Below are 14372 nucleotides of genomic sequence, written 5' to 3' on the forward strand. Positions count from 1 at the left end.
GTCAATCAAGGATCAAGCCTCAGGCAACACGCAGGACCCTCGCTCCACCAGCCGCAGCACCTGCTGGGTCAATTGCTCGAGCGAGGCAAGCTCCGATTGTTTCAGGCGCTCGGCACATTGGTTCATTTCATTCACGTATTCGGCAGAGCTGAACTCTTGCGCCCTGTCGAACAGCGCCTGCACTTCCTCATGGTGAGGTGCACGGGCTGCATTGAACTGTTGTGAAAAACTGTTTTTCATGTAATCGATCCAGAAGGGTTGGCGAACCAGGAACTTCAGCCACTCAGGTGAAAGTTCAGCGGTCTGGATCTGATTGATGGCCGCCACCAGATCGTCACCCGTCACGCCGGCGAGTGCCGCGTAACGCATATGTGACGGTTGCCCCGGCAAGTCGAATGCCTGAGCCAGCCCGGTCCGATACGCGAGCGTCACCTCCAGAGGGTCGGGTGATCCTTCATCCAATGCGTGCTTCGCGGCTATCCGGTCGACTTGCTCAAGCCGGAACAAATCCCGGGCAAGCCTCAGCAGCAACGCCGCCGATGGTCGTCGGCCACCGGATACGCTCACGACTTTGTGAGTATGAACCGCGACCTCCAGATGGCTGAAGTTCAGTGCCGCACCATCCGTGCAGTTAATCGGATCCGCTGCCAGGTTGAAAATCTGCTCCCGCAGATCAGCATCAGCCTGCGTTGCCTCCAGAACGGCCCAGACCCGACGGGACATCTCCTCACGCACGTACGCGGAATCAGCGGTATTACCCAGCTCTGCCAGTACATGAAACAACCCTTCGGACATCGGATCATCCTTGATCGCAGTCCAGACCTGCAGACGCGCGGAGCCCGCCGTGCCGCCCGTTTCAGTCAGCCAGATCGAACGCGCCGTATACTCGTCCAGTCGCGCAATATCGTTTTCCAGATAGCCCATTCCAACGCCGACCTTCTTGCGATAGTCGTCCAGTCGGATACTGCTGGGATCCGAAATCGGGTTGTTGCGCAGATTGATCGTTTCACTGAACCCTCTCGGTGTTTCAAAAAGCCAATCCGGCAAGTCGCGAATGTCGTTGTCACGCAGATCCACCCGATCCAGATTCGGCAGGCGCTCCAGACCTTTGGGCAACTCGGTGGTACGGGTGTTACGCACAGACAGGTCCACCAACTCAAACATGTGACTGACGTCCAGCGTTGCACCCAACGGGTTGTCGCTCAGATTCAGGCTTTGCAGATTGCGCATCCGGGACAATTTCCTCAGGGAATACTCGGTCAATTGAATTCGGTTGCCTGCCACACTCAACTGCCTGAGGTTTGGCATGTTGGAAATCACCTCTGGCAACAGGGTGAGTCTGTTGCGATCGAGGTCCAGATTTTCGACTTGCCTGAAGGCCTTGAGGAAATAGGCGACATCGTTGTCCAGATGCATGTTTCGAAGGGACAAATGCCTGACATGGTCGAAGGACAGACCGACAGGCAGGACCGGTAGTTTTCCGCACCGCATGCCATCGAGTGTCAGGCCATAGATCGAACTTCGGAACTCGCCAGGCGCGAAGATCAGGCGCCGAAAACAGTCCTCGATCTCGAACGCCACGATCTGCCGGCATTCGTGCACTTCGCTCAAGACACCACCCAATGCCCTCATGGCGGCTTCATCTCCACTCCAGGCATCCACCACGTCACGCAGTCTTCCGAGATCTTCTTGCAACTGCCGAACCCGGATCGCCCTGGTGAGATGGTCGCTGCCCAACTGGTCAAGAAATTCATTGGCTTGTACGTCAGTAAATAACGGGTAGAGCCTTTTTACTTTGCGCAGCAAACGACGCGAATGCCTTGCCGGCTCGACGGGCGAGTCGGCGAGCGTACACACAGGCTCGGAAATCCCCGGCTGCAACTGACCACCGGCCAGCACCCGGGCACAGCCTTCACGCTCATCCAGAGCGCTTTCCAACAATTTGCTGCGCAGGCGCCAGCCATCCTCCGGCGTCGGTTGCGCAAATCCGATGGCCTTGCGCTGCTCCTTCGAAAGGCCTTTGAGAATCGCGTGATAGAGGTCTTCCGGCCCGGACTCGACTTTGCCGAGCGACGTCCTGTCGCTACCAAACACTTCGTAGCCATTGTCGAGTCTGACCAGCGTGCATGAACTCGAAGCAACGAGCGGTTTCTCGCCCAACGTTTCCAGTACATCACCGCTCAGCGATTTTTCCCGCAGTTCCAGATAGAACTCAGGGTCCCAGCCACCGAGCCGGGGCAACAACCGGATCGCCAGTTTCCCGGTATCGGCACTGGCAATGTCGGCCAGGTAAAAACCTGCCAGTGCCCGATCCACACGCATATCGCTCAAGGCCTGACGCACCCTCTGCCCCAACCCCATGGGCACACGCCCGGTGCTGCGCATGTGCATACGTTCGACGCTCGGAGTACGCCTGAGCAGCTCCCGCGCATATCTCACCGGCAAACCGGGAAAAGCGCTGCGCAGCTTGAGCGTCTCACCGATGACGCCGCGGTCGAATTGCTTGTACAGGTGATCGAAAACCGACCTGCGATCGGCCTTGACCGCAGCCCCGATCACTTTCGCCAGCTGCACGTCGGCGTCAGCCGGGGCAACGCTCGCACCCACCAGTGCTTCAGTCTCCCTGGGGTACATGCCGTCCAGAACGGCTTGCAGCAACTCTCCTTTTTCCAGTTGCTCATGGCTCACGATGATGCTCACTGTGTCATCGTCAATCGATGCCGGAGGATAGGTCGCGGTGATACGGCCCTTTTCGTCCACGACCTTGATGTAGCGATCAGCCGGCCAGTTCGCGAGTTCGGGCAACGCGTGCAACTGCTCCTGAACATAACGGGCGTCGGTCGCCTCGCCACGCTCCATGGCGGAAATGAAATCATGCAATCTGCGCTCGATTCCAAATCGCTCGATCATGTCGCGCAAACGCGGGGGCAACGACAGGTTGTCGTCACTCAGACGATGCAACTCATCGAATCGAGTGTCGGTCAACCGCCGGACCATCTCCAGGCGACTGTCCTCGAGCCTCCCCAGGTTCGGGTCCATGCGTCTGAGGGTGTAGGCGCCGGTCCACTGTTCGCTCGTCTCCGAAGCGTGACGCCAGCCTCCATGACGATTGGGTTTGAGTGGCGGAGCGTAAGCATCCGGACGGACAGGATGCCGGATCCGCCAAGTGTCGGAATCCGGATCCTGCACCACTTCAAAGAAGCGTTGGTCAACACGGACAAAGAACTTGTCGTCACTCCGGTACAAGTCCATGACCTCGGGATCGGGGACGGCCCCCGCCGGTAGAGGCTGTTCATAAGCGTCCAGCTGCGGCTTCCACAACCGCGACTGACCCTTGCTGTCCAGAATCGCAGTGAATGGCTGGAAAAAATCAGGATGTTTTCGAACCGTTTTGATCGCCAGGGATTTCAAGCCTTTGATGCCGGCCCCTACGAGGGCCATCAGGACAATGTTCTCGGCGACACTGAGCAGGTGTGAAAACGCTTCCTGACGATCTCCCCGGCTCCAGTCCTCGATCCCTTCATACACTTGCGCGAGCATCTGTCCGATCGCGACGCCCATCATCAACTGCCCCAATACCGGCACCACAAGACCCGCCACATTAGCGACCGTCATACCGATTTCCAGGTAATGCAGCAGACGTGTCCTGCGCTCCTCCTCATCGACATCCTCAGTCGGCACCGCGAGCACACGGGCGTCGAGTTGCAGTTTGCCGACATGACTTTTGAGCATGAAGTCGAACAACGGACCAGGCATTTCCAATTGCCTGACGTGCCCCAGGCTGCCGGTATCCGCGAAGGTCTTGAAAAAGTCGATCTTGTCGCCTTCGCCGATACAGTGAGTGAAATAGCTTTTGTAACTGCCCACTCCCAGCTTGAACTCAAGGTACGCCAGGAACGCCGTGAAACGGGTGTATTCGTAAAGGGGTTGATCCGGATCTCCCGGCATGTACACCAGGCACCATTGATCCGGGTCCAGCTCGATCGAACGCTCAGAGAACACCACGACACCCCAGATACAACTCTCGAGCAATTCGATCCCTTGCATGATCAGCGGCCGCTCCTGAAACCGCAGGCTTTGGGCATTGGCGACGCCGCCCGCATCAATCAAACGCTGAACCGTCTGAAAACCTTCCCGAGAAACGTGTTCCCTCAGCAGCGCCAGATGCAGGTCCAGTTGCAGCAGTTGTTTTTTCATTGCGGTGATGTCGAGGACCATGGGACCGGTGGCAGCCCGGTTTCCATCCACCTCCTTGACTTCGAACACCTGCTGGAAATGCTGCTGATACTGCTGCCCCAGGTTCAGCTCACGACAAAAAGCGGCGAACGCTGCGATCGTCAGGCCAGGAACCCCCTCAGGCGCGCTGGAGATCCGTATCACACTGCCCTCGGGAAAATAATCGGGCTGCGCCTCGTCCTCCGTGAAGTTCTGCATCGCAGCCTCGAGCAGCGTCGGAGTCGCGAACGGAATAACCGCCGGACCGCCCCCCGGCGCAACCACGGGCTTGCATCCACAATAGCTCCCGGGCAATTGCAGATGGTCTTTCTCGACATCGAACACCGCGGACCATCGGGCGCTCAACTTGCGGTTCAACAGTTCAATGCAAAAACTGTTCAGAGGTTGCAGCCGGCCAAGCTCTTTCTCGACTTTCGCCTGAATGGCGTGCAGATCCCGCGCAGCCTTGTCCAACGCTGACAGTGTGTCCGCATTGGCCTTGAGCAGTACGGGAGGCAGTTTTTCCTGCAAGGCCTGGGCAGTCTCCAGGTCGCCTGTGGTCTCCAGCAAAAAGCTCAGTTTCTGTTTTTCCGTGAGGGTGATCGGTGTGACCGATACCGGTGGAGTGGACATGGGCAATATTCCTTTATTGCTATTGGGTCTCTCCACCCTAGCGATCTCGACACCGAATAAAAAACACGAATAACTGCCCGTTCGAGCCGGCGAACAAGCAGCAATCCGTATATTTCGAATACTTATCTACCACCCGCGACATCAACCTGGATGCTAATGGCCCGCCGGTCAGGCTGAGAGGCTTATAACTGATCGTTCTAAAACTCCCACATCCGAGCCGGGTCAGTTTCTGGGTACCGGCCATTTCGGCGCGGTGCAGCGACACCCTCCCCAACGGAAAAACCGGTAAGGACTTTATGTGCGGATTAGCTGGCGAGTTACGTTTTGATCAACAACCTGCAGACCTTGCAGCCATCGAGCGAATCACCCATCACCTGGCCCCTCGCGGCCCCGACGCGTGGGGCTTTCATGCTCAGGGGCCGATTGCCCTGGGCCATCGACGCCTGAAAATCATGGACCTGTCGGACGGCTCGGCGCAGCCGATGATCGACAGCCAGCTGGGCCTGTCCCTGGCCTTCAACGGCGCGATCTACAACTTCCCGGAACTGCGCGCCGAACTCGAAGCGCTCGGTTACGCGTTCTACTCCGGCGGCGACACCGAAGTGCTGCTCAAGGGTTATCACGCCTGGGGCGAAGCGCTGCTGCCGAAACTCAACGGCATGTTTGCCTTCGCCATCTGGGAGCGCGACACCCAGCGCCTGTTCATCGCCCGCGACCGTCTCGGTGTGAAGCCGCTGTACCTGTCGCGCACCGGCCAGCGTTTGCGTTTTGCCTCGGCCCTGCCGGCGCTGCTCAAGGGCGGTGACATCAACCCGATCCTCGATCCGGTGGCGCTCAACCATTACCTGAATTTCCACGCTGTGGTCCCTGCGCCGCGCACCTTGCTGGCGGGCATCGAAAAGCTGCCGCCAGCGAGCTGGATGCGCATTGAAGCGGACGGCACCACCGAGCAGAAAACCTGGTGGACCCTGCCCTACGGCCCACACGACGACGAGAAAAACCTGACTCTCGAAGACTGGCGCGACCGCGTGCTCGACAGCACTCGCGAAGCCGTGGCGATCCGTCAACGGGCGGCAGTGGATGTCGGTGTGCTGCTTTCCGGTGGCGTCGACTCGAGCATGCTCGTCGGTCTGCTGCGCGAAGTCGGCGTGGAGAACCTGTCGACCTTTTCCATCGGTTTCCAGGATGCCGGCGGTGAGCGCGGTGACGAGTTCCAGTATTCCGATCTCATCGCCAAGCACTACGGCACTCAGCACCATCAATTGCGCATCGACGAAAGAGAAATCATCGAACAACTGCCCGCCGCGTTCCGCGCCATGAGCGAGCCGATGGTCAGCCATGACTGCATCGCCTTCTATCTGCTGTCCCGCGAAGTGGCCAAGCACTGCAAGGTTGTGCAGAGCGGCCAGGGCGCCGACGAACTGTTCGCCGGTTATCACTGGTATCCGCAGGTGGACGGCGCGGCCGATCCGTATGCGGCCTATCGCGAGGCGTTTTTCGACCGCAGCTATGACGATTACGCCGCCACGGTGCAGCCGAAATGGCTGACCGCCAATGACGCTGCCGGTGACTTCGTGAAGGAACATTTCGCACAGCCCGGCGCCGATGCGGCGGTCGACAAGGCTCTGCGTCTGGACAGCACGGTGATGCTGGTGGACGACCCGGTCAAACGCGTCGACAACATGACCATGGCCTGGGGTCTGGAAGCGCGTACGCCGTTTCTTGACTATCGACTGGTGGAATTGTCGGCCCGTGTTCCGGGCAAATTCAAACTGCCGGACGGCGGCAAGCAAGTGTTGAAAGAAGCCGCGCGACTGGTCATCCCAAGCGAAGTGATCGACCGCAAGAAAGGTTATTTCCCGGTGCCGGGCCTCAAGCATTTGCAGGGCGATACCCTGAATTGGGTGCGCGAGCTGTTGCTCGATCCGAGTCAGGATCGCGGCCTGTTCAACCCCGCCATGCTCGACAAACTGCTGACCGATCCACAAGGTCAGTTGACCCCGTTGCGCGGCTCCAAGCTGTGGCAACTGGCGGCTCTGAACCTGTGGCTCAGCGAACAAGGAATCTGATCGATGAAACCTCACGCCACGGCTTACAGCCAACGGCTGCTGCGCGGTCAGACACCGTCCTACGAACGCTTGCAGGCACGTCTGGCCGAGGACGGCAGCGAGCCGGCCGCCGAGCCGATTGCGGTGCATTGCGGTTGGGGCCGGTTGCTGATCGGCCACACTTTTCCCGACCCGGCCAGCCTTGCCCGGGAGCTGCTCAACGAGCAGACGGGCGAGCGCGATATTGCGTTGTACGTTGCCGCGCCGCAGCAGATCCTCGGGCTGGAACCGACTCAACTGTTTCTCGACCCGTCCGACACTCTGCGCTTGTGGTTCAGCGATTATCGTCAGGCAACCCGGGTGTTTCGCGGCTTCCGTATTCGTCGCGCGCAAAGTGACGCGGACTGGCAGGCGATCAATCAGCTGTATCAGGCGCGCGGCATGCTGCCGATCGATGCCACCCTGCTCACCCCGCACCATCAGGGCGGCCCGGTGTACTGGCTGGCGGAAGACGACAGCGGCGCGGTGATCGGCAGCGTCATGGGCCTCAATCACCAGAAGGCTTACAACGACCCGGAAAACGGCAGCAGTCTGTGGTGCCTGGCGGTCGATCCACAGTGCTCGCGTCCCGGTGTCGGCGAGGTGCTGGTGCGCCATCTGATCGAGCACTTCATGAGTCGCGGTCTGAGCTACCTCGATCTGTCGGTGCTGCACGATAACCGTCTGGCGAAAAACCTCTACGCCAAACTCGGCTTTCGCAACCTGCCGACATTCGCCATCAAGCGCAAGAACGGAATCAACCAGCCGCTGTTTCTCGGTCCGGGTCCGGAGGCGCAGTTCAACCCTTATGCGCGGATCATCGTCGAGGAGGCCCATCGGCGCGGCATCGACGTGCAAGTGGATGACGCCGATGCCGGACTGTTTACCCTCAGTCACGGCGGGCGCCGGGTGCGTTGCCGCGAATCGCTGAGCGACCTGACCAGCGCCATCAGCATGAACCTGTGCCAGGACAAGAGCCTGACCCATAACGTGCTGAAAGCCGCCGGGTTGAATGTGCCGTCACAGCAATTGGCGGGGAATGCGGACGACAATCTGGCGTTTCTCGACGAGTACCAGCGAGTGGTGGTCAAACCGCTGGATGGCGAACAGGGCCAAGGCGTGGCGGTGGATCTGCAATCCATCGAGGAAGTGCAGCAGGCCATCGAAGCCGCCAAACAGTTTGACACTCGCGTGCTACTCGAAAGCTTCCACGAAGGCTTCGACCTGCGGATTCTGGTGATCGGTTTTGAGGTGGTAGCCGCTGCAATCCGTCGGCCGGCGGAAGTGGTCGGCGACGGTCATCATTCCATCGGCGCGCTGATCGAAGCCCAGAGCCGACGACGGCAAGCGGCCACCAGCGGCGAAAGCAAAATCCCGCTGGATCACGAAACCCAACGCACCCTGCACGCGGCCGGTTACGACTACAGCAGCATCCTGCCGGCCGGTGAGCATCTGTTCGTGCGGCGCACAGCGAACCTGCACACCGGCGGCACGCTGGAAGACGTCACGGCGATTCTTCACCCGACCCTGGCCGAGGCCGCCGTGCGCGCAGCTCGGGCGCTGGAGATCCCGATGGTCGGCCTCGACCTGATGGTGCCGGCGGCGGATCAACCGGCGTACGTGTTCATCGAAGCCAACGAACGGGCGGGGCTTGCCAACCATGAGCCGCAACCGACGGCGGAGCGGTTTGTCGATCTGCTGTTTCCGCACAGTCAGCCGGCCGTTTGATCTCTCTTCAGCGTCACTCCCGCGTTCAACGCGCGAATGACGCCCCGCAACAGGAGTTTCCATGACCACCCAAATTCCCGAACCGGATCTGAACTACCTGCAGAAAGTCCTGCTGGAAATGCTCGCCATTCCCAGTCCTACCGGATTCACCGACACCATCGTGCGTTACGTCGCCGAGCGGCTGGAAGAACTCGGCATTCCCTTCGAGATGACCCGTCGCGGCACGATCCGCGCCACCCTCAAGGGCAAGAAAAACAGCCCCGACCGTGCGGTCTCGGCGCACCTGGACACCATCGGCGCCGCCGTGCGCGCGGTGAAAGACAACGGGCGTCTGACCCTGGCGCCGGTCGGCTGCTGGTCAAGCCGATTCGCCGAGGGCAGCCGCGTCAGCCTGTTCACCGACAACGGTGTGATTCGCGGCAGCGTGTTGCCATTGATGGCGTCCGGGCATGCCTTCAACACGGCCGTGGACGAGATGCCAATCAGTTGGGATCACGTAGAACTCCGTCTGGACGCCTACTGCGCGACCCGCGCCGATTGCGATTCGCTGGGCATCAGCGTCGGCGATGTGGTGGCGTTCGATCCGCTGCCGGAGTTCACCGAAAGCGGCCATATCAGCGCCCGCCACTTGGATGACAAGGCCGGCGTCGCCGCGCTGCTGGCAGCGCTGAAGGCCATCGTCGACAGCGGCCAGGAATTGATGATCGATTGTCATCCGCTGTTCACCATCACCGAGGAAACCGGCAGCGGCGCAGCGGCGGCACTGCCGTGGGACGTCAGCGAATTCGTCGGCATCGACATCGCCCCGGTCGCGCCGGGCCAGCACTCCAGCGAACACGCGGTGAGCGTGGCGATGCAGGATTCCGGTGGGCCGTACGACTATCACCTGTCGCGGCACCTGTTGCGGCTGGCCGGTGAGCACGAACTGCCGGTGCGCCGCGACCTGTTCCGCTATTACTTCAGCGACGCCCACTCGGCGGTCACCGCCGGTCACGACATCCGCACCGCCCTGCTCGCATTCGGCTGCGACGCAACCCACGGCTACGAACGCACGCACATCGACAGCCTCGCGGCGCTCAGTCGTCTGCTGGGGGCGTACATTCTGAGTCCGCCGGTATTTGCCAGCGATGCGCAACCGGCCACCGGATCACTGGACCGCTTCAGTCATCAGATAGAGCACGAGACGCAGATGGAGAGCGACACCCGTGTGCCATCGGTGGACAGCCTGGTGGGGCAACGCGCGGACAGTTGAGTCTGGCCCTCGGCGATCATTCGCCGTAGCATCCCGACATTGATTTAGCCGAGGTGCCCATGCTGATTCCCTACGACGCGCTCGAAGTCGACACCCTCACCCGCCTGATCGAGGATTTCGTCACCCGCGACGGAACCGACAACGGTGACGACACGCCGCTGGAAACCCGCGTATTGCGGGTTCGCCAGGCGCTGACCAAAGGCCAGGCGCTGATTGTCTTCGATCCGGAAAGCGAGCAATGCCAGTTGATGCTCAAGCACGACGTGCCCAAGCACCTGTTCGACTGAAAACGGTCAGCGGCCCTTGCCGCTGGCCTGTTTGCGCTGGATCCGTTCGTAGACTTCGGCACGATGCACGCCGACCTGCTCCGGCGCTTCGACGCCGAACCGCACGCTGGAGCCGTTGACCGCCAGAACGCGCAGAGTGATGTTGTCGCCGATGGAAATCAGTTCACCGACAACACGGCTGAGTACAAGCATGGGGGTTGTCCTTCAAGGTTTGCGAGCCTTGAAGATGCGCGGGTTTCGACCGCCCTACAATGCACGCCGGGCAATTCAGTCATTCCCTACGCGTCAGGGCGCGCAAGCCTTCAGACGTTTCCTTCATGGTTGCAAGATTCAGCTCGCGGAAAACCGTGGCCCGAACAGGATCACACTGGCCCCGATCACACACAGCGCCACCCCGATCCAGTCCGAACCCAACGGACGGATGCGCTCGACCACCGCCAGCCAGCCAATCGAAGCAATGATGTAGATGCCGCCATACGCGGCATAGGCGCGACCGGCGTAGGTCGCTTCGATGCGCGTCAACAGCAGCGCGAACAGGGTCAGGCTGAGCAGCGCCGGGATCACCCACAAGGCGCTCTTGCCCTGGCGCAGCCACATCCAGAACGCGAAACAACCGGCGATTTCGAACAGCGCGGCGAGGAAGAACCACAGGTAATTGAGCATGCAAGACATCTCGTCAGGGTGACTGTTGCGGCCACCCTAACGATGCGATGAACCCCGGGCAAGTTCAGCCGTTGTTCTGTTTGGCCTTGGCGCGCATCTTTTCGGCCATCGCGGTCATTTCGCTGTACAGCAACTGCGGGTTCTTTTGTTTGAGCGCCCAGGCCATGCGCCCTTGTTCGTGGGGCAGGATCATGAACTCGCCGGCTGCGACTTGCTGGTAGATATAGTCGGCAATATCGCTGGCGGTGATGGGCGAACTTTCCAGCAACTTGCCGACCTGGGCTTTCATCGCCGGCGTCGGGCCACGGAAAGAATCCAGCAGATTGGTCTGGAAGAATGACGGGCAGACCACATGAACCCCGACTTCCTGTTGGGCCAGTTCGATCAACAGGCTTTCCGACAGCGCCACAACCCCGGCCTTGGCCACGTTGTAGTTGCTCATCGCCGGGCCCTGCATCAGCGCGGCCATCGAGGCGATGTTGATGATCTTGCCCTTGCTCTGCTCCAGCAGTGGCAGGAACGCCTTGCAGCCCTTGACCACGCCCATCAGGTTGATCGCGATCTGCCAGTCCCAGTCTTCCAGCGACAGCTCGCTGAAGAAACCGCCCGAGGCCACACCGGCGTTGTTGACGATGATGTCGATGCCGCCAAGTTTCACTTCGCAGGCCTGGGCAAACGCGGTGAGCTGGCTGTAATCGCGCACGTCGCAGCGCTGGATGAAGCCGTCGCCGCCGGCCTCGCGAACCCGTTTCAGGGTCTCTTGCAAACCGGGCTCGCTGACGTCGGACAAAGCCAGTTGCCAGCCTTCACGCGCCCAGCGCAGCGCGATTTCGCGACCCAGGCCTGAGCCCGCGCCAGTGATCATCATGCGATTTTGCATAGCACACAGCCTTGTTGTTCCGGGGAAGATGCGCGGAGTGTAGCGAAGGATCCGCAACGACCCACGCTCCATCAGATTGCTGAATGGCGAGGGCAAACCGCGACAGCAAACGAAATAAGCACGCGAGCCAAATACCTTAAAAAAACATTGAATTTTCTTTCATGCGCACCAGTCGGAATTTGTAAGCCGTCTGGATTTAGTTCAACTTCCAGCCGCCCTTGAACACCAAGACTTCACAGACACTATCAACAAGGAAATAGACATGGGCACAATTCTAATCATTATCCTGATCCTGTTGCTGATCGGTGGTCTGCCGGTCTTCCCGCACTCCAGAAGTTGGGGTTATGGCCCTTCGGGCATTATCGGTGTGGTGCTGGTAGTACTGTTGGTGCTGTTGTTACTCGGTCGGATATGACTGTTTGACCGACAAAAAAAGAGGCCCTTCAAGGGCCTCTTTTTTATTGCGCCGAATGATCAGTCCGGCTTGCCGTTAATCACACCGGCGGTGTTGTCCATCAGGCTCTTGGTGGCCGTTTGCAGGAACGCTTCGAGCTTGAGTTTCAGCTCGGCAGTGCGCGGCGCGTCCGGGATGATTTCAGCAGAAGGATTCGCGCCCAGTTGGTACTGGTAGATCTTCGGCGCCATTTCCTTCTCTTTCGGCAGCACCAGGATCTGGTCAGCGGTAACGATGGCGGTAGTCTGCTCGCTGCCCGACGGCTTGATCACACCAAAACCGGTGTCACCCTGCGGCAGGTTCAGCAGATCGCGGCCCCAGCACTGATGGCGCACTTCGCCACCGAGGCGACCCATGATGGTCGGCACGATGTCGATCTGGGTGCCCACGGTGTGGTCACGGGTACCGAATTTTTCCTGGATGCCCGGTGCGATCATCAGCATCGGTACGTTGAAGCGGCCCAGGTCCATTTCGGTGATCTGACGCTCGTTGCCGAAACCGTGGTCGCCGACGATGACGAACAGGGTTTCCTTGAAGTACGGCTCCTTGCGGGCCTTCTCGAAGAACTGGCCCAGCGCCCAGTCCGCGTAACGCATGGCGGTCAGGTGTTCGTTGAGCGTGCCACGATCCGTCACGCGCTCGACCGGCAACGGCGTCGGCAAGGCGTACGGCGTGTGGTTGGACAGGGTCTGCAGCAGCGCGTAGAACGGCTTGCCGTTTTCCCGCGCCTTGAGCTCCACCAGACCACGGTCGAACATGTCCTGATCGGACACGCCCCAGGTCGGATCGGAGAACACCGGGTTCACGAAGTCGTTACGGCCGACGAAGTTGGTCATGCCCTGGTTGCTGAAGAAACCGGACTGGTTGTCCCAGGCAAAGTCACCGTTGTAGACGTAGACATCGTCATAGTCACGAGCGCTGAGCAACTGCGGCAGGCCGGACAGTTTGTGGCTGCCTTCCGGAGTCTGCATCAGGTATTCGAAACCCGGCAGGTTCGGGAAGCAGGCCATGGTGGCGAACATGCCCTGGTGGGTATGGGTACCGTTGGAGAAGAAACGGTCGAACAGCAGGCCTTCCTTCGACAGCTTGTCGAGGTATGGCGTGATGTTGCCCGGCGCGCCCAGTGCGCCCACCGAGTGACCGGCCATGCTTTCCATCAGGATCACGACGACGTTCTTGATCGGCAGGGTCTTGTCGGCAGGTGGCGTGTATTCACGACGCACGGCGGCGATATCGGCATCCACCAGTTTGTCGTCCGGCATCACCAGCATCTCGCGCACCACTTTCTGCGCCTGATCCTGCGGCAGTGTGGCTTTCCAGATGTTGTCGCGATCCTCGCCCATCCGGTCCTTGGCCGCCGCGATCAGCGACAGCGTGCCGTTGAGGCCGAGCTGGTTGGCGAAGTTCGAATCGGTGGTGTACACGTCACCCCAGCGCAGCGGCGGGCCTTGGCGCAGGGTGCCGCGAGCGGCGACCACGCAGATCAGCAGGCACACCACGAACACCGCCAGACGCGCATACCATGGCGCCACCTGACGGGTGCCGACGTTGCCACCGCTGAACGGGCCACGCGGACGGGTCAGACGATCGGCGCCCTTGAACGCCAGGGTCAGGATCAGCGTGCCCACGGCCCAGGCCAGCAGGTAGCGCACCACCGGGAAACCGTACCAGAGCATGCTCATCACGGTTTTCGGGTCTTCCTTCACGTACTGGAACACCAGGCCGTTGAGGCGCTGGTGGAACTCGCGATAGAAGTCCATCTCCATCAGGCCGAGGAACAGCGCGATGCTCGAAGCGACGGTCAGCCACAGACGGAAGAACCCGCGCGCCGCCATGGCCCGTGCACTGAACAGCGCCAGCACCAGCGGAATGCACAGATACACCACCAGGCGAATATCGAAGCGCAGGCCGTTGGCGAAGGCTTCGAGGAAGGTCGAGGCCGGGGTATCGAGGATCATCTCGCGGTTGTAGACCAGCAGCGCGAGGCGCAGCACGGAAAACATCACCATCATGACCAGCGCGCAAAGGAGCGTGTAGGCCAGATGCGATTTGACGGTCGGTTGCAGCAGGCGACTGGAAGATCGCTGCTGACTCAGGGCGTCCGGGTTTGCCATGTCGTTTTAGGACCCATTGGAAGTTGAAGTTGCAAAAATTCAGCTGCGCCCTGCCCTCT

General features: G+C 60.3%; 10 protein-coding genes. 5 read left to right on the forward strand and 5 right to left on the reverse strand.

Going from position 1 to position 14372, the window contains the following annotated elements; all coding sequences use genetic code 11:
* Positions 1 to 12: 12 nt before the first annotated feature.
* A complete protein-coding gene (locus AC1RT4_RS25355) occupies positions 13 to 4848 on the reverse strand; it encodes an NEL-type E3 ubiquitin ligase domain-containing protein (protein ID WP_493088753.1) in 4836 nt (1611 codons plus the stop codon).
* Between the two features lie 296 nt (positions 4849 to 5144).
* Here AC1RT4_RS25355 and AC1RT4_RS25360 point away from each other — a divergent pair, with 296 nt between their 5' ends.
* The 4 genes from AC1RT4_RS25360 (at position 5145) to AC1RT4_RS25375 (ending at position 10202) form a co-directional block, all read left to right on the forward strand.
* The gene (locus AC1RT4_RS25360; RefSeq protein WP_493088755.1) at positions 5145 to 6917 is read left to right on the forward strand and encodes an N-acetylglutaminylglutamine amidotransferase; all 1773 of its coding nucleotides are present in this window, start codon (positions 5145 to 5147) and stop codon (positions 6915 to 6917) included.
* A gap of 3 nt (positions 6918 to 6920) precedes the next feature.
* The gene (gene ngg, locus AC1RT4_RS25365; RefSeq protein ID WP_493088757.1) at positions 6921 to 8663 is read left to right on the forward strand and encodes an N-acetylglutaminylglutamine synthetase; all 1743 of its coding nucleotides are present in this window, start codon (positions 6921 to 6923) and stop codon (positions 8661 to 8663) included.
* Between the two features lie 61 nt (positions 8664 to 8724).
* Positions 8725 to 9915: an osmoprotectant NAGGN system M42 family peptidase gene (locus tag AC1RT4_RS25370; protein ID WP_064383427.1), complete on the forward strand. Its 1191-nt coding sequence runs from the start codon at positions 8725 to 8727 to the stop codon at positions 9913 to 9915.
* A gap of 59 nt (positions 9916 to 9974) precedes the next feature.
* Positions 9975 to 10202, forward strand: coding sequence for a YheU family protein (locus tag AC1RT4_RS25375; RefSeq protein ID WP_003192759.1), 228 nt, complete (start codon positions 9975 to 9977; stop codon positions 10200 to 10202).
* A gap of 6 nt (positions 10203 to 10208) precedes the next feature.
* Here AC1RT4_RS25375 and csrA read toward each other — a convergent pair whose 3' ends face one another.
* From csrA to AC1RT4_RS25390, 3 genes are all read right to left on the reverse strand, one after another.
* Positions 10209 to 10394, reverse strand: a complete 186-nt coding sequence (csrA, locus tag AC1RT4_RS25380; protein WP_007950875.1) for a carbon storage regulator CsrA — start codon at positions 10392 to 10394, stop codon at positions 10209 to 10211.
* A 138-nt stretch (positions 10395 to 10532) separates the two neighbouring features.
* The gene (locus AC1RT4_RS25385; protein ID WP_493088760.1) at positions 10533 to 10865 is read right to left on the reverse strand and encodes a YnfA family protein; all 333 of its coding nucleotides are present in this window, start codon (positions 10863 to 10865) and stop codon (positions 10533 to 10535) included.
* A 64-nt stretch (positions 10866 to 10929) separates the two neighbouring features.
* Positions 10930 to 11745, reverse strand: coding sequence for an SDR family oxidoreductase (locus AC1RT4_RS25390; protein ID WP_493088762.1), 816 nt, complete (start codon positions 11743 to 11745; stop codon positions 10930 to 10932).
* A gap of 256 nt (positions 11746 to 12001) precedes the next feature.
* On the opposite strand from AC1RT4_RS25390, the gene AC1RT4_RS25395 reads away from it, so the two are divergent.
* Positions 12002 to 12160 carry a DUF3309 family protein gene (locus AC1RT4_RS25395; protein WP_169432680.1) on the forward strand — a complete coding sequence of 53 codons (159 nt, stop codon included), beginning with the start codon at positions 12002 to 12004 and terminating at the stop codon, positions 12158 to 12160.
* A gap of 59 nt (positions 12161 to 12219) precedes the next feature.
* Here the strand turns inward: AC1RT4_RS25395 and AC1RT4_RS25400 are convergent, their stop codons facing one another.
* Positions 12220 to 14313: an LTA synthase family protein gene (locus tag AC1RT4_RS25400; RefSeq protein WP_179694131.1), complete on the reverse strand. Its 2094-nt coding sequence runs from the start codon at positions 14311 to 14313 to the stop codon at positions 12220 to 12222.
* Between the last annotated feature and the right edge of the window lie 59 nt (positions 14314 to 14372).

The organism is Pseudomonas sp. GW821-FHT11D10 (genome assembly GCF_058808435.1).

Bases quoted from the DNA above. Each gene is read 5' to 3' on its own strand.
- AC1RT4_RS25370 (WP_064383427.1), top strand. From the start codon at position 8,725: ATGACCACCCAAATTCCCGAACCGGATCTGAACTACCTGCAGAAAGTC.
- AC1RT4_RS25375 (WP_003192759.1), top strand. From the start codon at position 9,975: ATGCTGATTCCCTACGACGCGCTCGAAGTCGACACCCTCACCCGCCTG.
- AC1RT4_RS25355 (WP_493088753.1), bottom strand. From the start codon at position 4,848: ATGTCCACTCCACCGGTATCGGTCACACCGATCACCCTCACGGAAAAA.
- AC1RT4_RS25390 (WP_493088762.1), bottom strand. From the start codon at position 11,745: ATGCAAAATCGCATGATGATCACTGGCGCGGGCTCAGGCCTGGGTCGC.
- ngg (WP_493088757.1), top strand. From the start codon at position 6,921: ATGAAACCTCACGCCACGGCTTACAGCCAACGGCTGCTGCGCGGTCAG.
- csrA (WP_007950875.1), bottom strand. From the start codon at position 10,394: ATGCTTGTACTCAGCCGTGTTGTCGGTGAACTGATTTCCATCGGCGAC.
- AC1RT4_RS25385 (WP_493088760.1), bottom strand. From the start codon at position 10,865: ATGCTCAATTACCTGTGGTTCTTCCTCGCCGCGCTGTTCGAAATCGCC.
- AC1RT4_RS25360 (WP_493088755.1), top strand. From the start codon at position 5,145: ATGTGCGGATTAGCTGGCGAGTTACGTTTTGATCAACAACCTGCAGAC.
- AC1RT4_RS25400 (WP_179694131.1), bottom strand. From the start codon at position 14,313: ATGGCAAACCCGGACGCCCTGAGTCAGCAGCGATCTTCCAGTCGCCTG.